This window comes from Lewinella sp. JB7, from assembly GCF_024297185.1.
GTDB lineage: Bacteria > Bacteroidota > Bacteroidia > Chitinophagales > Saprospiraceae > Neolewinella.
Map to the genome: position 1 here is coordinate 495,322 of NZ_JANCTD010000003.1, position 18,280 is coordinate 513,601.

15 protein-coding genes are annotated in these 18,280 nt (G+C 59.7%); 8 read left to right on the top strand and 7 right to left on the bottom strand.

The genetic code is table 11. The features are described from left to right. From NMA52_RS08160 to NMA52_RS08170, 3 genes are read left to right on the top strand one after another with little or no spacing between them, the layout of a single operon-like run. Complete coding sequence (locus NMA52_RS08160) at positions 1-2,046, top strand: 3-deoxy-D-manno-octulosonic acid transferase (RefSeq protein ID WP_254827172.1); 2,046 nt, start codon at positions 1-3, stop codon at positions 2,044-2,046. 40 nt (positions 2,047-2,086) lie between these two features. Beyond that, complete coding sequence (locus NMA52_RS08165; RefSeq protein WP_254827173.1) at positions 2,087-2,311, top strand: dodecin family protein; 225 nt, start codon at positions 2,087-2,089, stop codon at positions 2,309-2,311. A 44-nt stretch (positions 2,312-2,355) separates the two neighbouring features. Next, the gene (locus tag NMA52_RS08170) at positions 2,356-3,666 is read left to right on the top strand and encodes a gluconate:H+ symporter (RefSeq protein ID WP_254827174.1); all 1,311 of its coding nucleotides are present in this window, start codon (positions 2,356-2,358) and stop codon (positions 3,664-3,666) included. 11 nt (positions 3,667-3,677) lie between these two features. Here the strand turns inward: NMA52_RS08170 and trpS are convergent, their stop codons facing one another. Further along, the gene (trpS, locus tag NMA52_RS08175; protein ID WP_254827175.1) at positions 3,678-4,676 is read right to left on the bottom strand and encodes a tryptophan--tRNA ligase; all 999 of its coding nucleotides are present in this window, start codon (positions 4,674-4,676) and stop codon (positions 3,678-3,680) included. 65 nt (positions 4,677-4,741) lie between these two features. Here trpS and NMA52_RS08180 point away from each other — a divergent pair, with 65 nt between their 5' ends. Beyond that, positions 4,742-5,644: a hypothetical protein gene (locus NMA52_RS08180; RefSeq protein WP_254827176.1), complete on the top strand. Its 903-nt coding sequence runs from the start codon at positions 4,742-4,744 to the stop codon at positions 5,642-5,644. Here the strand turns inward: NMA52_RS08180 and NMA52_RS08185 are convergent. From NMA52_RS08185 to NMA52_RS08195, 3 genes are all read right to left on the bottom strand, one after another. Further along, positions 5,615-6,040: a lipocalin family protein gene (locus NMA52_RS08185; RefSeq protein WP_254827177.1), complete on the bottom strand. Its 426-nt coding sequence runs from the start codon at positions 6,038-6,040 to the stop codon at positions 5,615-5,617. The genes NMA52_RS08180 and NMA52_RS08185 overlap by 30 nt on opposite strands. Positions 6,041-6,135: 95 nt before the next feature. Continuing rightward, positions 6,136-6,366: a hypothetical protein gene (locus NMA52_RS08190; protein WP_254827178.1), complete on the bottom strand. Its 231-nt coding sequence runs from the start codon at positions 6,364-6,366 to the stop codon at positions 6,136-6,138. A gap of 177 nt (positions 6,367-6,543) precedes the next feature. Further along, complete coding sequence (locus NMA52_RS08195) at positions 6,544-7,755, bottom strand: GNAT family N-acetyltransferase (RefSeq protein WP_254827179.1); 1,212 nt, start codon at positions 7,753-7,755, stop codon at positions 6,544-6,546. Positions 7,756-7,857: 102 nt separating this feature from the next. Here NMA52_RS08195 and NMA52_RS08200 point away from each other — a divergent pair, with 102 nt between their 5' ends. After that, complete coding sequence (locus NMA52_RS08200; protein ID WP_254827180.1) at positions 7,858-8,679, top strand: universal stress protein; 822 nt, start codon at positions 7,858-7,860, stop codon at positions 8,677-8,679. A 734-nt stretch (positions 8,680-9,413) separates the two neighbouring features. Here the strand turns inward: NMA52_RS08200 and NMA52_RS08205 are convergent. Further along, positions 9,414-11,264: a DNA topoisomerase IV subunit B gene (locus NMA52_RS08205; protein WP_254827181.1), complete on the bottom strand. Its 1,851-nt coding sequence runs from the start codon at positions 11,262-11,264 to the stop codon at positions 9,414-9,416. Between the two features lie 163 nt (positions 11,265-11,427). On the opposite strand from NMA52_RS08205, the gene NMA52_RS08210 reads away from it, so the two are divergent. Further along, positions 11,428-13,944 (top strand): hypothetical protein, encoded by a 2,517-nt coding sequence (locus NMA52_RS08210; protein WP_254827182.1) that lies wholly within the window; start codon positions 11,428-11,430, stop codon positions 13,942-13,944. Here NMA52_RS08210 and NMA52_RS08215 read toward each other — a convergent pair. Continuing rightward, positions 13,941-15,035, bottom strand: a complete 1,095-nt coding sequence (locus tag NMA52_RS08215) for an AI-2E family transporter (protein WP_254827183.1) — start codon at positions 15,033-15,035, stop codon at positions 13,941-13,943. The genes NMA52_RS08210 and NMA52_RS08215 overlap by 4 nt on opposite strands. A 237-nt stretch (positions 15,036-15,272) precedes the next feature. Between NMA52_RS08215 and icd the strand changes: the two genes are divergently transcribed. After that, positions 15,273-16,502 carry an NADP-dependent isocitrate dehydrogenase gene (icd, locus tag NMA52_RS08220; protein WP_254827184.1) on the top strand — a complete coding sequence of 410 codons (1,230 nt, stop codon included), beginning with the start codon at positions 15,273-15,275 and terminating at the stop codon, positions 16,500-16,502. Positions 16,503-16,571: 69 nt separating this feature from the next. Here icd and NMA52_RS08225 read toward each other — a convergent pair whose 3' ends face one another. Continuing rightward, positions 16,572-17,237 carry a hypothetical protein gene (locus NMA52_RS08225; RefSeq protein ID WP_254827185.1) on the bottom strand — a complete coding sequence of 222 codons (666 nt, stop codon included), beginning with the start codon at positions 17,235-17,237 and terminating at the stop codon, positions 16,572-16,574. A gap of 144 nt (positions 17,238-17,381) precedes the next feature. On the opposite strand from NMA52_RS08225, the gene NMA52_RS08230 reads away from it, so the two are divergent. Next, positions 17,382-17,891: an O-acetyl-ADP-ribose deacetylase gene (locus NMA52_RS08230; protein WP_254827186.1), complete on the top strand. Its 510-nt coding sequence runs from the start codon at positions 17,382-17,384 to the stop codon at positions 17,889-17,891. Positions 17,892-18,280: the final 389 nt, after the last annotated feature.

Consider the following 18,280-nt stretch of genomic DNA (forward strand, 5'->3'; position numbering starts at 1 on the left):
TTGGAGTGGTTGTACCGTACCGGCCTGGCTGTTTATCACCGTAGCATCCACACGGCCGCACGCCTGGGTAACGTGCGGGCGGCGAAGTGGGTCAAGGGTCGCAGACGCGATCCCCGTTTGCAGATCGAGCAACTGCACCGGTCCGGGAAACCCATCGTCTGGATGCATACGGCGAGTCTGGGTGAATACGAACAGGGCCGCCCCGTACTCGAACACCTGCGGCAGTTGCGTCCGGACTGGGCGGTGGTCCTTACGTTCTACAGCCCGAGTGGGTACGATCGGTGCCGGAGTACGGAACTGGCGGAGGTGGTCACCTACCTCCCGCCGGACACCGCCCGCAACGCCGCGGACTGGCTGGCTCTGCTTCGCCCCCGCCTGGCGATCTTCGTGAAGTACGAGTTCTGGTTCTATCACCTATCCGCCCTCCACGCCGCCTCCGTTCCGACCTTTCTGGTAGCGGGCAGCTTCCGGCCCCAGCAACCCTTCTTCCGGTGGTACGGTAGCTGGTGGCGTAAAATGCTCGGATACTTCACCCATATCCTGGTGCAGACCGATCAGGACCAATCCCTGCTGACTCGCTTCGGTATCGAGCACGTGACCGTTACCGGCGACCCCCGGGTCGATCGTACGCTGGCCCTGGCCGGCGCTCCTTTCGCGGACGATCGGTTGCAGCGGTTCACGGAGGGTCATCCTACCTTAATCGCGGGATCCGTCTGGGGCCCGGACGTGGAGGTCATTGCGGCGGCCTGGCCGACCGTACCGGACGATTGGCGTCTCGTGCTGGCCCCTCATCAGTTGCGGGAAGACGAAATCATGGCCTGGGAATCCCGCTTCGACGCCGACCGGTACACGGGACCGGATAGCAACCGGCGCGTTCTTATCCTCGACACGATCGGGATTCTGAGCCGGGCCTACCGCTACGGGAGAGTAGCCTACGTCGGCGGGGGATTCAAAACCGGCCTCCACAATACACTCGAACCCATGAGCTACGGTCTGCCCGTAATCTTCGGGCCGCGCTACCATAAATTTCCGGAGGCCCGGGAAGCGATCGCGCGGGGCGGAGCCGCGACCGTAGACGGTGCGAACAGCCTGGTCCGGCAGCTGAGCAAACTTCGGAAGGGCATAGCCTACGCCCGTAGCCGGCAGGCACAACTGGATTACGCGGCCGATCATGCCGGAGCGGGGCGGCGCACCGCGGAACTCATCCTGCGTCTCCTGCTGTTGCTGCTTTTCATCAATCCACTGCCCGCCCAATCCTGGGCGGCGGCCGATCGGCTGACGTCCACCCTCGAAGGCCTCTACACGAAGTGCAACCTCATGGTAGCCGTTTCCGGTTCGGCCTGGCGGCCCGGACTCTGTATGGCCGGTGCCGAGCTGCGCCGGGGGGAGACCGTTTCCTTACAGTTCAACCTGCAGTCCGGGCAAACGTACACCTTCATCGCGGCCGGAGAAGCGGGTGCTACCGACATTGATCTGGTCGTGCGGGATGCCTACGGTACGATCGTGGCGACGGATACGGAAGCGGACCTGACCCCCGTAGTGGACCTAACCGTCGAGTCGGCGGCTACCTACACCGTTCAACTGCACCTGGTGGGAGGCCGGGACACCACTTCGATGGCCGCGCTGGGCGTGCTGCAGACCTACGGGGAGGCGATCGACGACGCCGCGTTCCGACAGGTCAGCCGGCAGTTCGGCGTAGCGGCGGGAGCGGTACGGGCGGCGGGAGGTGCCAGTCGCTTCCTGGGCGGCCCCAACAACTGGTGCCTCTTCGGCTACCTGGTACAGGAAGGGCGGGGGGCAACCATCGAAAACCTGATCCTCCCCCCCGGCAATCACTTCCTGGCGGCCACCACGGCCCACGACGATCACGATATCGATCTTTATCTGGCGGATAAACAGTTCAGGCTACTGGCGAGTGACCGGGACGGAGATGCCTACCCCATGATCGAATACCACAGTACCGAACCCGGCCCCTACAAATTGCGCTTAGAAGTAGAAAAGGCCCGGGAACCCAGTTTGATTCTCATCGGCCGCTTTATCAAGTAAACCGGGTACGGCAAGTGCCGGTCCGCAAAATCAACCCAGCATGGCCCACGTATTGAAAGTAATCGAAGTCCTCAGCGAAAGCAACAACAGTTTCGAAGAAGCCGTCGCTTCCGCCGTAGCGGAGACCAGTAAGAGCGTCCGGAACATACAGAGCGCCTACGTGCGGGAGCAGAGCGTCACCGTCAAGGACGGAAAAATAGATAAGTACCGGGTGAACGTCAAGATCACTTTCGCCGTGGATATGAGTAATGCGCAGAATGCCTAAGTAAGCGAGCGGGGCATTGATCGCCAAGTCTGTACCTTGACGACATGCCGATCATTGTTACCCTGGTGGCCGTTGTGGCCCTGCTTGCACTCATCGTATTTCTTAAGTGGCATCCCTTCATCGCCCTCGTGCTGGTATCCGTAGCGGCCGGGTTGGCCCTGGGGATGTCGGCCGAAGCGACGCTTGCCTCGGTGACGTCCGGTGTCGGCGGCACGCTCGGAGGCCTGGCCCTGATTCTGGGGCTCGGCGCGGCCCTGGGAGGTGTAGTAGCCGAGACGGGTGCCGCCCAGGTAATTACCGACCGGCTCGTCGGGGGGCAGCGGGGTACGGCGGTCGTGTGGGGTTTATGTCTGGTTGGATTCCTGATCGGCATACCGCTGTTTTATTCGGTCGCCTTCGTCATGATGGCGCCCATCATCTTTTCGACCGCGAAGAAGACCGGTTTGCCCTTGGTCATGGTCGCGGTAGCTTCCGTCGCCTCCCTTTCCGTTACCCACGGTTTTCTGCCCCCCCACCCCGCCCCGGTGCTGATCGCCGACACCTTCGGGGCCGATATTGGTAGGACGCTCGTGTACGGGCTGATCCTCGCCGTACCCTCCGTGGTCATTGCCGGCCCCCTCTTCGCCCGCACCCTCCGCGGAATGCCCCAGACGACGGGAGCCGCCGTGCTCGATGATGCCGAACTACCCGCCCGCCTACCGAGCTTTGCCAGCTCGGTATTCTGCGCGCTGCTGCCGGTAATTCTGCTGGCCGGCGTGGCCATCATCAAGACGTTCGACGCTTCCAGTCTTACCTCCCCCCTGCTGTTTGTTGTCGGCGATGCTACCGTCGCTCTCCTGATCGGCGTGGTCGTTTCCATGTTTGTCCTGGGTCGCCAGACGGGCCAATCCATTCCCCACCTCATGTCGCGTGTCGGGGCTCAACTGGCTCCCATGGCTGCGGTGTTGCTCATCATTGCGGGGGGTGGTGCCTTTAAGCAGGTGCTGGTCGATAGCGGCACCAGTGAGTTCATCGTCACTACGCTCGAGGGCTTCAACGCCCATCCGCTGCTCATTGCGTGGCTGATCGCCGCCGCCCTGCGGATCACTCTCGGTTCGGCGACCGTAGCGGCGATCACGGCGGCCGGTATCGCCCTCCCCCTGGCGGGGACCGGCGAGGTAGCTCCCGAACTGCTCGTGCTGGCGACCGGGGCGGGTAGCCTGACTTGCAGTCACGTGAACGATACCGGATTCTGGCTCTTCAAGGAGTACTTCGGGCTCACGGTTACCCAGACCCTCCGCAGTTGGACGGTCATGGAAACCATCGTCAGCCTCGTCGGGCTGGCCGGTTGCTTCGTGCTCGATATGTTTATCTGATCCGGGGCTGTTTACCTCACCAGACCGCACAATTCCTTTACCTCCCGCACGGTCTCCTGAGCGCGTTGGCGGATCTCGTGGCTACTCTGCTTGATCTGATTTTTCACGGCCTTGCGATCGCTCTTCAGCTCTTGGTAGCGTTCCCGGATCGGAGTCGATACCGCAACCAAACCGTCGGCTACCGCTTCCTTCAGGTCGGCGTACCGCAGGCTGCCGCTCTGGTAATCATGCAGGAGGGCGGCATGTGCTTCCTCCCGCCCGCTCGCTTCCAGGAGGCTGAACAGGTTGGCTACTCCCGCCGACATGGCTCCCGCGTCCCCGCCTTCGTCCTTTCCTGTATCGGTGACCGCGGAGCGGATTTGCTTGCGAATGCGCGATTCCTCGGCGAATACGTCGATGTTGTGTTTGTCGCCCAGGCTCGCACTCATCTTACGGGAGGGATCGGCGGTGCTCATCACCTTCGGGATCTGGGTGTACAGGGCCTCGGGAATCGGGAAGTAGTCCCTGCCGGCAAAATTATTGAACCGCTGGGCGATGTCACGCGTCAGCTCCAGATGTTGCTCCTGATCCTTACCGACGGGTACCGCCGTGGCCCGGTAAATCAGGATATCCGCCGCCTGGAGTACGGGATAGGTGTACAGGCCGGCGGAGATGAACTCCTCGTTCTGGGCGCTCTTGTCCTTGAACTGCGTCATACGGCCCAGCTGCCCGAAACTGGTGAAGCAGTTGAGGATCCAGTTCAGTTCGGTGTGCTCGGGGATGAGACTCTGCACGAAGAGGTTCTCGACCTGAATGCCGCAGGCCAGGATATTGAAGCAGGCCTCCCAGCTGTTCTCGATCAGTTTTTTGGACTGAAAGGGCATCGACATGGCGTGGTAATTCGCGATCATGTAGATACAGTCGTGCTGCTCCTGCAGGGCCGTCCAGTTCTTCACCGCGCCGAAATAGCGGCCGAAGTGAATTTTACCGGTGGGCTGGATGCCGGAGAGGATGGTCTGGCGGTTACTCATGCCGCGAAGGTAAATGCCGGCGGGCGGAACCAAACAATCCGCCGCCCCGAACATTGCTTTGGGTAATGGGAAAATCACTACTCATCCTTGCGGCACTCGGCGTGGGCCTGCTGCTCCCCGCCCTCGACGATTACACCTGCACGCTGCGGCCCTTCCTGATGATCCTCCTGTTTTTTTCGTTTCTCGACGTGCGGATCGACCGGAGCATCTTCGCCTGGCAGCAGGCCGCGGTGGCGCTCCTCCTGCCGGTGATCGGCCTGTTCGTTTACTATCTGGGGAATATGTACACGGCGGAACTCGGTTGGACCCTACTACTCATGGGTCTGGCGCCGACGGCCGTTATCACCCCGGTGCTTGCCGGACTCATGCAGCGCCGCGCGGGATATATGGTCGGTGCCATCATCGTTACCCACCTTAGTTTCGCCCTCGTGGTGCCCCTGGCGCTGCCGGCGGTACTGGGTGTCGACCTGTCCTGGCGCTCCCTGGGCGAACTCGTCTACACCATCGGAAGTACGGTGGCGGGGCCGCTGGTCCTGGGTCAACTGACCAGACGCTACGGGGGTCGGGTACTCGCCGGATTGCGACGCATAGGCCCCTATGCTTTCGCTTTATTCCTGAGCAATATCGCGGTCGCTTCCGGTAGTCTGTCGCACTATCTACGCTACGAAAGTCAGGTACCCTGGCAGTTTGTCGCAATCACGGCGGCGTGTATCGGAGGCTTACTGCTGATCAATTTCGCCATCGGGAGCCGCCTCACGCCCCCCGGACACCGCGTGGAGGGTAGTCTGGCGCTCGGCCGGAAGAATACGATGCTCTCCATCTGGATCGCCCTGGAATACATCAATCCCCTGGTGGTTCTGGGGCCCATGCTGTATATCCTGATGCAAAATATTTTCGTGGCCGTGCAGATCGTGTTCGTCGAACGCCACGACAAGCGGTTAAAGGCGGTCCCATTTCAGTCGGAGTAGCCCCCCACGTTCGTAGATGCGGATATTGAAGTTGTTCTCGGTCAGCCGGTCGATGGTGCCCAGCCACCGGAAATCCGGGTTGCCGAAGGGATCAAAAAAGTCGGCGTCGATAGTGAACTCCAGATCGTCATCCCGGTCGCGTAGAGCACTGATCCTCCAGTAACCGGTGAAGCGGCGGCCGGTACCGGTTTCGTAGTAGGCCGTGTAGTCCGGATCGAAGGTGATGCGGTCCCCCCGAAAGTCGTCGGTAACGTTGCGGGTGAAGAGTGCGTCGTCACCCCGGTACGTGGCACGCTCGAGTTGCCAGGATCCCATCAGACGGTCCTCCCGGCGCTCGATCCGATCCTCGATGCTACAGGAAGCGAAGAGGAGAAAAACCAGGATGAGAAAGTACACGAATTTCACGGCAACCGAACTTGGTTACCAGAATATCGGGGGATTAACGGCCAAAATTGACTGAATGGATGGCTTTAAGCGAAGTTTAACGCCCACTAGGCCCTTTCCAGTGCCTGAATGCTTTCTTCGTAACTTTTGAGCGTACGTGCCTGAATTTCGGCCGTCGCATTGAGCACCTTAAGCTCCTCGTTCAGTTTATTCTCCCGCACGGGATCCTCCTTGAAGAATCGTCGTTTTCGGTTTATTTCTAGTAACTGTTGGATGGTTTGACTGAGCGCGATCTTGGTTTTGAGGTACTTGTACTTCAGGTGCTTCCTTGTGCTCATTCGGTTGATTTATTTTGCTGGTGTCTCGCCAGTTACGACGAGAAAAGTAGGGAAAAATTGCTGGGCCGGCAAGTTTTAAGAAGCGATTTTTTCAGTCGCGCCGGTACGGTAAGGAACCCCTAAAATCGGCGAGCGGTTGCCAGGACAAGCATTTAGTGACCGTAAATTAACGATCCGCTATTCCCGGCGGAAGGGCCTGCGCCGTACCCACTCCCGGTGCGCGAAAACGGCGGGCACGAAATGCGGCACCAGTGGATTCAGGACCGGCGACCGCAGTTGCAGCTGGGTAGCGAAGTACCGCGGTTCGGCGCCGAGCGAGCTCTTGATTTCCAGGGCGGTCCGGCCGTAGTCCAGTTCCCGGTACCCTCCCCGCAGCGCATCCTCCAGCAGGTCGTACAGCATGTTGTGGTACAGGTGGTGGCTGTACTTATAGGCTTCCATCAGTCCCAGGTAGTGCGCCTGGTACACCGGCCCGTTGGCGATGGCGGAGGTGAAGCCTACCATCGTGCCGTCTTCGGAGTAGTACCCGTATACTTCCCCTACCCCGATCAACCAATCGAAGTAGGCGGGCGTGAGGGTCGTCAGGTTAAAGGACGCGCCGCTGCTGGTCTCCCGGTAAAGCGCATAGAGGCGATCGCGCCGCACGAGCGCTTCCGATCCGTCGATTCGCCGGCGGGAAATGCCCTGCCCCTTGCTGCGCGCCCTTCGGTACCGGATCCGGTACTTACTGCTCAGACTCTCGAGGTAGTCTTCCATATTTTTCCACTGACTGGTGTCCAGTACCATGACGGGGTCCACCGGCAGCGACGTAAAGCCCCGCCGGACCAGGTCGCGGGCGGCGGGCGATCCGGCTGCGCAAATGTCTTTGATCAGGATCGCACGGTAGCCGCTCCGCTCGGCGCAGAGCGTACCGGCGGTCGCCACCAAAAGCCTGGCGAGCTCGGCATCGGGGATCGCGTCCGTGCCGTCCTGTGCCAGGTTGCCGGAGGTCAGGAGCTGGCCGATGGTCAGCACCTTACTCGAGAAGGGGGCCAGCAGGCGGCGACGTATGTCCCAGCGCGAGGTATCCCCCTTCGCCGAATCACTGACCTGAGTGCCGAGATGAAAGGTGAAGGTCTGCACCGTCAACCGGAGGGAGCGCCCCGACGGGGTATGCTGAAGCTGAACGGCCTCGGTCGTCATCCCCTGCGGATGAGCACTCAGAAAGGAAAGCGTGGTGGGGCGCAGCCAGAAATCATCGGCACGATCGGGCTGCGGCCACTGCGTGCTGAACTCCCGCGCTTCGTCAAAAGTCGTCAGTTGCCAGTCGGAGAGGTTATGAACGGACCTTACCCGCTGCGTTCCGGTCCGGGTGATCGTCGGGGGGCACGGGCAAAGTAGTTTATTCATAAAGACGGCGAAGTATTTAGGCTACAACGCACCGTAGGGGGCAAAGGTCGTGCCAAAGGATGACGGGCGGACTGTATCTTCGCCCCCAACCAGTGAATGCACATGATCAACCGAGTCTTAGTTCCCATCGATTTTAGCATTGGGTCGGCCGCCGCGCTGCGGTACGCCGAAGCCATGGCCGTTTCCATGGGGGCCCGGGAAGTTCGGGCGATTCACATCTTCACGCCGCAAACGGTTGCCGGTGACGCGACCATGGTCGCCCCCGTCGGCGAACTCATGGACGCCCGCGAAGTAGCCATGAACGATTTTCTCCGGGAGATCCCTGCTCCCGAGGGAATCCGTCGCCGCAGCGAACTGCTCCTCGGTTTTCCGGGCGATAAGATCGTGGAGGAGAGTAAATCGACGGATCTGGTCGTGCTCGGTGCCACCGGTGAATCCGACGTACTCGAACAGGTGTTCGGCAGTATTGCTTCGACCGTGGCCCAACGGTCCCACTGTCCCGTCCTCTTGGTTCCCGCCCAGGCGGTCTTCGAGGAGTATCGCCATATTCTGTACGCCAGCAACAGCCTGTCCCTGAGCCGGCGCGCCGTCCTGAAGCTCATGGACTTCAACGAGTTGTTCCGCGCACGCATCCATTTCGTCCACGTTAACGACGATAACAGCGAGCACCGTCGGGAACGGGAAAAACTGTTCGCTCCCCTCTTCAACAACCCCGACCCAGAATTCGCCTTCGAGATCGTCGAGGTTACCGCCGAGTCGGTACAGGAGGGATTAGTCAAATACCTACGCGCCAATCCGGTCAAGCTTGCCGTCATGGTCACCCAACACCGGGGCTTCTGGGAGCGACTCTTCCATTACAGCAACACGAAGCAGATGCTATTGCATCCCGAGGTGCCGGTACTGATCTTTCATTTAGAACATTAGTGGTAGCGCTCCCGGAGGTCGCTGTGGTATCGTTCGCTGCGCTCACTGATGGTAGCGCTCCCGGAGGTCGCTGTGGTACCGTTCGCTGCGCTCACTGGTGGTAGCGCTCCCGGAGGTCGCTGTGGTACCGTTCGCTGCGCTCACTGGTGGTAGCGCTCCCGGAGGTCGCTGTGGTACCGTTCGCTGCGCTCACTGGTGGTGGCGCTCCCGGAGGTTGCTGTGGTACCGTTCGCTGTGCTCACTGATGGTAGCGCTCCCAAAGGTCGCTGTGGTATCGTTCGCTGTGCTCACTGGTGGTGGCGCTCCCGGAGGTTGCTGTGGTCTTCTCCGGCGAATGTAATACCGAGACCCCACCTCAACTCAATGAACAACCGGTACATCAGTATCCACTTCCGAATCGCCTGATTGGTACCCATAGCAGCCATGCTACCGTACCATCCGCGAGCCTATGCGAGCGACCACCAGCGAACGCAGTGAGCGATACTAAAAGACTAACCTACCAACCGTGAGCCTAAGCGAGCGACCACCAGCGAACGCAGTGAGCGATACTAAATTACTACCCGCGAGCCTAAGCAAGCGACCACAAGCGAACGCAGTGAGCGATACTACATTACCAAACTACCAACCGCGAGCCTAAGCGAGCGACCACCAGCGAACGCAGTGAGTGATACTACATTACTACCCGCGAGCCTAAGCAAGCGACCACAAGCGAACGCAGTGAGCGATCCTAACCCCTACTCCTCATCCCGCTCCACCCGCAGATTATCAATAATGAAGTTCTGCCGCGAAGGCGTATTCTTCCCCATATAGTAGCTGAGCAAGTCGTCGATATTGGTATTATCGGCCATGACCACGGGTTCTAGGCGGATGTCGTCGCCGATGAAGTCCTTAAACTCGTTCGGACTGATCTCCCCCAAACCCTTAAAGCGCGTAATCTCGGCCTTCCCCCGAAGCTTACCGATGGCTTGCTGCTTTTCTTCCTCGCTGTAGCAGTAGTAGGTCTTCTGCTTATCCCGCACCCGGAAGAGCGGGGTTTCCAGAATGTACAGGTGCCCCTTTTCGACCATATCGGGAAAGAACTGCAGGAAAAAGGTAAGCAGCAACAGGCGAATGTGCATCCCGTCGACGTCGGCATCCGTAGCGATCACGACGCGGTTATAGCGGATCTCATCGATGTCGTCCTCGATGTTGAGCGCGTGCTGCAGCAGGTTGAACTCCTCGTTCTCGTACACGACCTTCTTGGTCAGGCCGTAGCAGTTCAGGGGTTTACCGCGGAGCGAGAATACCGCCTGCGTCTGCACGTCCCGGGCCACGGTGATGGACCCACTCGCCGAATCGCCCTCCGTGATGAAGATGGTGGTTCCCAGCCGGGTTTCCTCATCCTTAGTTTTGCCGTCGCTGAAGTGTGCACGGCAATCCCGCAGTTTCTTGTTGTGGAGGTTTGCCTTCTTGGCGCGCTGATTGGCCAGTTTTTTGATGCCGGCGATTTCCTTGCGCTCCCGCTCCGACTGCTTGATCCGCTTCTCCAGGGCCTGGGCGATCGTGGGGTTCTTGTGCAGGAAGTTGTCCAGCTTCTCCAGCAGGAAGTTCTTCAGGAAGGTCTGCACGGTCGGCCCCTTAGGTCCCATGTCGGTGCTGCCGAGCTTGGTCTTTGTCTGGGATTCAAAAACGGGTTCCTCGACCTTGATCGCAATGGCCGCGATCACGCTGGCCAGAATGTCCTTCCGGTCGTAATTCTTGTTGTAGTGCTTCTGCAGCGTTTCCACCAGCGCCTGCCGGAAGGCGATCAGGTGGGTTCCCCCCTGGGTGGTATGTTGACCGTTGACGAAACTGAAGTACGTTTCCCCGTAAGCGTTTCCGTGAGTCATGGCCACCTCGATGTCGTCCCCCTTCAGGTGGATCACGTCGTAGCGCAGCTGCTCCACGTTGGTCTTGCGCTCCAGCAGGTCCCGGAGTCCGTTCTTCGATACCAGGGTTTTACCGTTGAAGTTGATCTTCAGGCCGGCGTTGAGGTAGGCGTAGTTCCAGAGCTGGTTTTCGACGAAATCCGTCCGAAAGCGGTACTTCTTGAAGATGTTTCCGTCGGGCACGAAGCTCACGAAGGTTCCGTTCTGCTCCGAGGTCTTGGTGGGCTTGTGCTCCTTCACCAGGTTGCCCTCGGAAAAATCGGCCTGCTTCAGCTTCCCCTCCCGCACGGCATACACCCGGAAGTCGTCGGAGAGAGCGTTCGTAGCCTTAAGTCCGACCCCATTCAGACCAACGGCTTTCTTGAACGCCTTGCTGTCGTACTTTCCTCCGGTATTAATTTTAGAAACCACGTCGACGACCTTGCCCAGCGGGATGCCACGTCCGTAATCCCTCACCTTTACCGTACCGTCTTCGATCACCACGTCGATCTGCCGACCGTGCCCCATTACGTACTCGTCGATCGAGTTGTCAATGACCTCCTTAAGCAGAATATAGATGCCGTCATCCGGACTGGAGCCATCCCCCAATTTACCAATGTACATGCCGGGGCGCATGCGGATGTGCTCCTTCCAGTCGAGGGAGCGGATGTTGTCTTCGGTATAGGTCGCTTCTGCCATTTACTGCTGCTGTTCTTACCGGGCAAACATACGAAATCCCCGGAATATTATCAAACAATTTGTTTAATATTGTCTCGCGCTCTCTGCCTTCCCGTAAACAAACAATACCCGCGCTTTGGACTTTTAGCTGAGATGACCTTTTCCCTCACCCCAGGTAGTTTCCATGGCCGATCGTAGCTTTTCCTTTCGTTGGTGGTACCTGCTTTTTCTGCTCCCCCTTTTATTGTACGCCGGCGCGCGCTGGTACGTCGGTTACCGGATCGATCGGGCCATCGCCGGGGCCAATGACGACAGCAACACGCTCACCGTGGCCGAGTACACCTTCGGCTTCTTCCCCCTCGAGTTTTCCGCCCGGGACATACGCTTCGACCAGCAACGGAAGAACATCAGCGCCACCGGCTACCTCCATCGGGGGACCCTGAGCGGCCTCCGCCTGTTCAGCCTCTTCGGCGACGATCCCATTGCCGTGGACCGATTAGCCCTTACCGGCTTTGACGCCCGGCTGGTACGCACCGGATCAAGCAGTACGGCGGACAGCAGCACTTTTGCCTTCGAGGTAGGCGACGTGCAACTCGACAGCACCTTCCTGGAGATCGACGATCGCGCGGGCCACCGCCTCCTGCGCCTGTCCAACCTCCACGTGGCCATGCAAACCTTTCAGCTCCCCTTCCAACCCACCAAGATCAGCGACCTGCAACTCCGGGCCGATTCTACCCTGTATGCGCAGGATGGCGGCGCACGTATTGCCATTACCCGGGTCGACTACGATACCGAATCGTCGGCCATTCTCGCGGCCTCCGTACGCGTCCGGCGGGGTGACAGCACCGACGTGCGGGCGGAAAACGTGCGGATCAGCGGCCTCAACACCGGAGATTTTGACGGCGCGGTGTCCGTCGACAGTCTCTCCGTAGCCCATTTGGGCGGCGGCGCGCGGGTCCAACGGAGTACCCCAAAAGCGGAGCCATCCGGCAATACCCCCAACATCCGCCTCGGTCACCTGTCCCTTCCCGACGTCGACCTCGCCGTATCGGGGTCCTTCGGTACGCTGCACTATGCGGGCAACCTCCGGGCGGACGAACTGAATTACCGCGACAGCTTTGACCTGCGGGATCTCCAACTGAACGGTCGCGACATTACCTACCGCAACGACCGGGAGTTGGATATTCGGGCGACCGACGCCCGGATTGACCAGGGGCACCTCCAATTTCCCCTATCCGCAACGACCCTCGGAGCTACCTCCGCCCGCTTCCCGAGCATCACGGTGACCACGGACAAGCAAGAGTTTCGGGTAGACGACCTTCGGTACCGGAGCGATTCGACGAGCATGGCGACCGGCAGGATCGAATGGAGTGGCGACCGGCTGCGGGGATCCATGGCCGGCATCCGGCTGGAAGGAATCGACCGCGATGCGCTGCTCGACGATGGAGTACCCGCGACTATAGCCCGTGCCGTAGTAACGGACACCCGGATGAATCTGCGGCAGCAGGAAGGTGGGGCCTACGAAGTCACGATCCCCACCACCGAACTCTACGATCTGGTCCGCGCAGATGGCTTTCACATCGCCCGGGTACGGTTGTCCGACGCAACGGCGACCCGCTTCACGACCAAGGGAGAAAAGGACATGGTCGCCCGGGGCATTTACCTTGACCAGTACAATATTGCCTCCCCCTTCTCCCTGTCCCGGATCGGCCATAGTAAGTTGCGCGTCACCGACATCCACATGATTGGAAACCGGGAACCCATCGATTACATCTACGCCAATCTAGCCTACAGCAGTCGGACCGGCACTCTCACCCTCGACAGCCTGAACCGCATCAATCGCTTATCCCCCGACGAGCTCTTCTCGCAGGGTAAGGACAAGTCCTGGCTGTCCTTCAGTTTCGACGGTATCCGGGCCTCCGGCATCGATCACGGCGCAATGGTTTCCGGCGAGTCGGTGCACATTGACTCTCTGGTGTCGCGCGACTTCCGGCTACGGGTGGTGGAGGATATTACGATCGAAGTCCCCGAACGGGATAAACAGATGCCGATGGAAGCGCTCCGCTCCCTCGGTCCCCGCATCGTACTCAACGGGGCGCGCCTGTCGTCTACGGACATCGCTTACGGGGTCGTGGATTCGGTCCATCAGCCCAAAACCATTCACTTCTCCGGCGGGACCGTTCGGTTCTCCGGACTCGACACCAAGCTCAGTACCACGGATTCCCTCCGCGTCAGCCTCGATGCCACCTTCGAGAAAACGACCCCCATTCACACCGAGTTTGCCCTTTCGCGGGACAGCAGCGGTCGCAATTACGCTATTCGCGGATGGATGGGGAGCTACGATCTGAGCCGCATTAATCCGCTGATGGAGGTGGCCGCGGACGCGATCATCGAGACCGGCGTCATCGACAGTCTGAGCTTCCACGGCCGCCTGCAGAATGAACTGATGACCGGAGAGCTCACCCTCCTGTACCACGATCTCGACCTGAAGGTGGTCGGCCCCGGAGCCTGGATCAAGAACTTACTTTCCGGCGTAGTCATGAAGGATGACAACCTGCCGGGAGAGGACTTCCGTCAGGGGCGTATGTACCACGAACACCCGCGGACGAAGAGTTTCTTCAATGCTTTCTGGAAGGGACTGGTCAGCGGCATGAAATCTTCCGCCCTGTCCGATATCGCCCTGCCGAAAGAGCTCGACTAGTCGGCGGCAATCTCCTCCGCTTCCTCCTTCTTCCGGCCCCGCCGCTTAAGCTTGCGGGTGTTGACGTCGCCGTTGCGACTCAGCAAAATCGCGATCGGCCGCGTTTCCGGGAACTGTGCACATACGATGATGATGGCTACGGTAATGGGTACGCTCAGCAGCATGCCGACGATCCCCCACAGCATCGACCACAAAATCAGGGAAAGGACCACTACCAGCGGACTGATGTTGAGCGTACTGCCCATCAGGCGGGGTTCGATGATGTTGCCGACCAGGATCTGGATCACCGTCACGCCCAGCACCACTACCAGGAAAGGCGTCAGACTGTCAAACTGCACCAGGGCCAGCAGGGCGGGAAGGGCCGTAGCCGTGATGGACCCGATGGTGGGCACGAAATTGAACAGAAAGATCAGAAATGCCCAGAACAGGGCGTAGTCGAGATCGATGACCCGGAACACGACGAAGCTGAGTAGTGCCGTGGCGATGCTGGTGAGCGTTTTCACTCCCAGGTAGGTGCGCATGGCGATATTAATTTCCGCCAGCACGTAAGTGAATCGCGTACTGCCCTGCATGTCCAGTCCCAGGGCACGCATTTTGCGCGGAAAACTTCCCTGTTCGACCAGGAAGAAGAGCACGTACAGCAGCACCAGGGCGACGCCCTTGGCGGCGCTCGTGACCCCGGCAAAGACCAGGGCAAAGTTACCCAGCAACTGTTGGCCGAGTTTCAGGTCCAGGATGCTGGGTGGCGGGCGGTCGATGCCAATGCGTTCGTACATCCGCGCGATCTGGGCCTCAATCTTGGGCAGGTAGATGTCGCTCTCCTGCACGAAGCCGTTAACCGTGTTGACGATCATATCCGAAATCGCGTAAAGGGTAAGTCCGATAAAGACCAACGACATCAGCAGGGTGACGGAATTGGGCAGGCGCGTACCCACGAAGGGCAGATGCCGGAACTGATCGTTGAGGGCATTCACCAGATACCACAGGACGAGCGCCACGAAGATGGGCACCAAATAGCTCTTCCCGACGACAATCAGGGTCAGGATGAGACCGATGGTGAGCAGCCAGGCGGCAACGCGAAAGATGGACATGTGGGGCGTGGGCAATTTCTAAGGGGTAACGAACGATCGGCCCCGAATGTGTTGGCCGGCATCCGTCCGAAGACATAAATGTACCTACTCACGCGCGGTATCGGTTGACCGGGATTGCTACTTCCCGCAAGCCGTTGCTCCCGCCCCCCGGGCCCACCTCCCGTTGAGCTTACGAATAATCGCTATTTTGCCGGCCTGCCCGAATACGGGCTTTATCATGTAAAATCAAACACCCCTATGAGCGGATCTAAAATTACCATTGCCGACGGCAAGCTCAACGTACCCAACGACCCCATTATCCCCTTCATCGAGGGCGACGGTATCGGTCCCGACATCTGGGCCGCCGCCAGCCGCGTGCTCGAGGCCGCCGTGGAAAAAGCCTACAACGGCGAACGGTCCATCGTCTGGAAGGAAGTCCTGGCCGGACAAAAGGCCATGGACCAGACCGGCGAATGGCTGCCCCAGGCCACCCTTGACGGTATCGAGGAATACCTCGTATCCATCAAAGGGCCCCTCACCACCCCCGTCGGTGGCGGTATCCGCTCCCTCAACGTAGCCCTGCGCCAGAAACTCGATCTCTACGCCTGCGTGCGCCCCGTGCAGTACTTCACCGGCGTGCCCAGCCCGGTCAAGAACCCCCAGGACGTGGACATGATCATCTTCCGCGAGAACACGGAAGACATCTACGCCGGCATCGAATTCGCCGAGGGTACCGAGGAAAACAAGAAGTTCCTGAGCTGGCTCAAGGAAACCTACCCCGACCGCTACGCTAAGGTCCGCTTCCCCGACACGGCCGGCATCGGCATCAAGCCCGTCAGCCAGGAGGGTACCCGCCGGCTCGTCAAGGCCGCCATCCAGTACGCGATCGATAACGACAAGGACAGCGTAACCCTCGTGCACAAGGGCAACATCATGAAGTTCACGGAGGGCAGCTTCCGCGACTGGGGCTACGAAACCGCGGCTAAGGACTTCGGTGCCACCCCCCTTGACGGCGGACCCTGGCACACCATCACGACCGACAGCGGCAAGACCATCACCATCAAGGACGTGATCGCCGACGCCATGCTGCAGCAGATCATCCTGCGCCCGAAGGAATACAGCATCATCGCAACCCTGAACCTGAACGGCGACTACATCTCCGACGCTCTGGCCGCTCAGGTGGGAGGCATCGGTATTGCACCGGGGGCCAACATCAACTACACCACGGGCATCTCGATCTTCGAGGCGACCCACGGTACCGCTCCGAAGTACGCCGGACAGGACAAGGTCAACCCCAGCTCCGTCATCCTCTCCGGGGAAATGATGTTCCGCTACATGGGCTGGCCGGAAGCCGCCGACCTGATCATCAAGGGAATCGAGGGAGCCATCAGCAAGAAGCGCGTTACCTACGACTTCGAGCGGCAGATGGAGGGCGCGACCCTGCTGAAGTGCAGCGAGTTCGGAGATGAGATCATCGCCAACATGTAGAAGAGAATCTGAGCTGATTTTTAGATTCGAGGAAGGTCGTCGCCAGCAGTGGTGACGGCCTTTTTTCATCTAGCCCGTCACCCGGCCCACGAGTTCCCGGACCGCCAGGCTCATCAGCAGTTGCTCCTCCTTTTCGTTGAGGTCGTCGGGAATGAATTCGAAGGCGCGCTGGCTCAGCGGGTCGTCGGTCTTGACCGTCGCTTTAGTCAGGGCACCGACTTCCCGGTCGCCGACGCTCACCGGCAGGTAGTTGTCCGTACTGTTCGCGGCGATGCGCGCCAGTTCCTTACCCGTACGCTCGCCGAGGAGCACCTGTCCCTGGATGGTCCCTACGGGTTGGTTATCGATCTCCAGGGACGTCTTGCCCTTTTCCGTCCAGTACACGTAATCGTGATCGGCGGTGCGGGCGTACAGTAGTTCATTGACCTGCTTACCGAGGTAGCGGCGGTAGCTGTAGCTGACCACCGGCTCGTGGAAGATGGTCGTGAAGGTTCCCTTTGCGGTCGTGCCGGTACCGGTTTTGAGTACCTGCTTATCCTGGGTCAGACTGAAGAGGTCGAGTTCTTCCTTGTTCATCTTCACCAGGTCGGCGCTCCAGCCATCCATATCTTCCTTCATGTCGCGCAAGACCTGGGCCCGGCGCTTTTTTGACGGCATGCGGTTGTTGCTCCACTGGCTGTACATGTACACCAGGGCGACGATCAGCAAAATGGAAAGAATGAGTAAAGGAATCATGGACGTGCGCTTATGTCTAGTTAACAATTCGGGGGGGCAAGCGGGTTCAGGTATTGGTAGATTGCCCGGGGCCATTCGTCGGTAGCGGTGGCGGGTGACCCGAAAATCCCCTTATACCGTCTATCCAATGAATACTGGAAGCTTATGGCAAACATCACCCTGCTCCGTTCCGACATCACCACCGTCGCGGCCGACGTCATCGTCAATGCCGCCAACTCCTCCCTGCTCGGTGGAGGGGGCGTCGACGGGGCTATCCACCGGGCCGGCGGACCGGCCATCCTCGAGGCCTGTAAGAAGATCCGTGCCGCGCGGGGCGGCTGCCCGACCGGAGAGGCCGTGATCACGACGGCCGGAAAGCTGCCGGCGAAGTACGTCATTCACACCGTGGGGCCGGTCTGGCACGGAGGCACCGGCGGAGAGGATGCCCTACTGGAAAGCTGCTACCGCAGCAGCCTTCACCTGGCCGAAACGGTCGGTGCTACCTCCATCGCCTTTCCCAACATCAGCACCGGTGTATACCACTTCCCCAAACGGCGGGCTGCGGAGATCGCTTTCCGGACCGTGCGAGAGTTTGTTGGCCGCTCGATCAGTGAAGTATACTTCGTGTGCTTTGATGCGGAGAATTACGGGATTTACGAGGCGCTGCTGGAGTGAGTGCGTGGTTGTCTCCTCGGCGTACAACGCCTCGACCTTACCTCCCCACCTGAGCCGCGCAGTAGCGAAATCAGTGTTGAATCCGTGCCCATCCGTGGTGAACTTATCTCGGACCCGAGGCCGCTCGACCTTACCTCCCCACCTGAGCCGCGCGGTAGCGAAATCAGTGTTGAATCCGTGCCCATCCGTGGTGAACATATCTCGGACCCGAGGCCGCTCGACCTTACCTCCCCACCTGAGCCGCGCGGTAGCGAAATCCGTGCTGAATCCGTGTTTTCTATGATGCTTGCAAGTTTGGTTGATAATTTTTTTGATATGTAGTGCCCCGCCGCACGACGGCGAAGACGCGCTCGATGATTTTGTTCTTCACCGCGTTGGCCACCACCCGG

Excerpts from the sequence above, each read along its gene's own strand:
- NMA52_RS08210 (WP_254827182.1), top strand. The coding sequence starts at position 11,428 with ATGGCCGATCGTAGCTTTTCCTTTCGTTGGTGGTACCTGCTTTTTCTG.
- NMA52_RS08225 (WP_254827185.1), bottom strand. The coding sequence starts at position 17,237 with ATGATTCCTTTACTCATTCTTTCCATTTTGCTGATCGTCGCCCTGGTG.
- NMA52_RS08195 (WP_254827179.1), bottom strand. The coding sequence starts at position 7,755 with ATGAATAAACTACTTTGCCCGTGCCCCCCGACGATCACCCGGACCGGA.
- NMA52_RS08230 (WP_254827186.1), top strand. The coding sequence starts at position 17,382 with ATGGCAAACATCACCCTGCTCCGTTCCGACATCACCACCGTCGCGGCC.
- NMA52_RS08200 (WP_254827180.1), top strand. The coding sequence starts at position 7,858 with ATGATCAACCGAGTCTTAGTTCCCATCGATTTTAGCATTGGGTCGGCC.
- NMA52_RS08180 (WP_254827176.1), top strand. The coding sequence starts at position 4,742 with ATGGGAAAATCACTACTCATCCTTGCGGCACTCGGCGTGGGCCTGCTG.
- NMA52_RS08215 (WP_254827183.1), bottom strand. The coding sequence starts at position 15,035 with ATGTCCATCTTTCGCGTTGCCGCCTGGCTGCTCACCATCGGTCTCATC.
- icd (WP_254827184.1), top strand. The coding sequence starts at position 15,273 with ATGAGCGGATCTAAAATTACCATTGCCGACGGCAAGCTCAACGTACCC.
- trpS (WP_254827175.1), bottom strand. The coding sequence starts at position 4,676 with ATGAGTAACCGCCAGACCATCCTCTCCGGCATCCAGCCCACCGGTAAA.
- NMA52_RS08205 (WP_254827181.1), bottom strand. The coding sequence starts at position 11,264 with ATGGCAGAAGCGACCTATACCGAAGACAACATCCGCTCCCTCGACTGG.
- NMA52_RS08170 (WP_254827174.1), top strand. The coding sequence starts at position 2,356 with ATGCCGATCATTGTTACCCTGGTGGCCGTTGTGGCCCTGCTTGCACTC.
- NMA52_RS08165 (WP_254827173.1), top strand. The coding sequence starts at position 2,087 with ATGGCCCACGTATTGAAAGTAATCGAAGTCCTCAGCGAAAGCAACAAC.
- NMA52_RS08190 (WP_254827178.1), bottom strand. The coding sequence starts at position 6,366 with ATGAGCACAAGGAAGCACCTGAAGTACAAGTACCTCAAAACCAAGATC.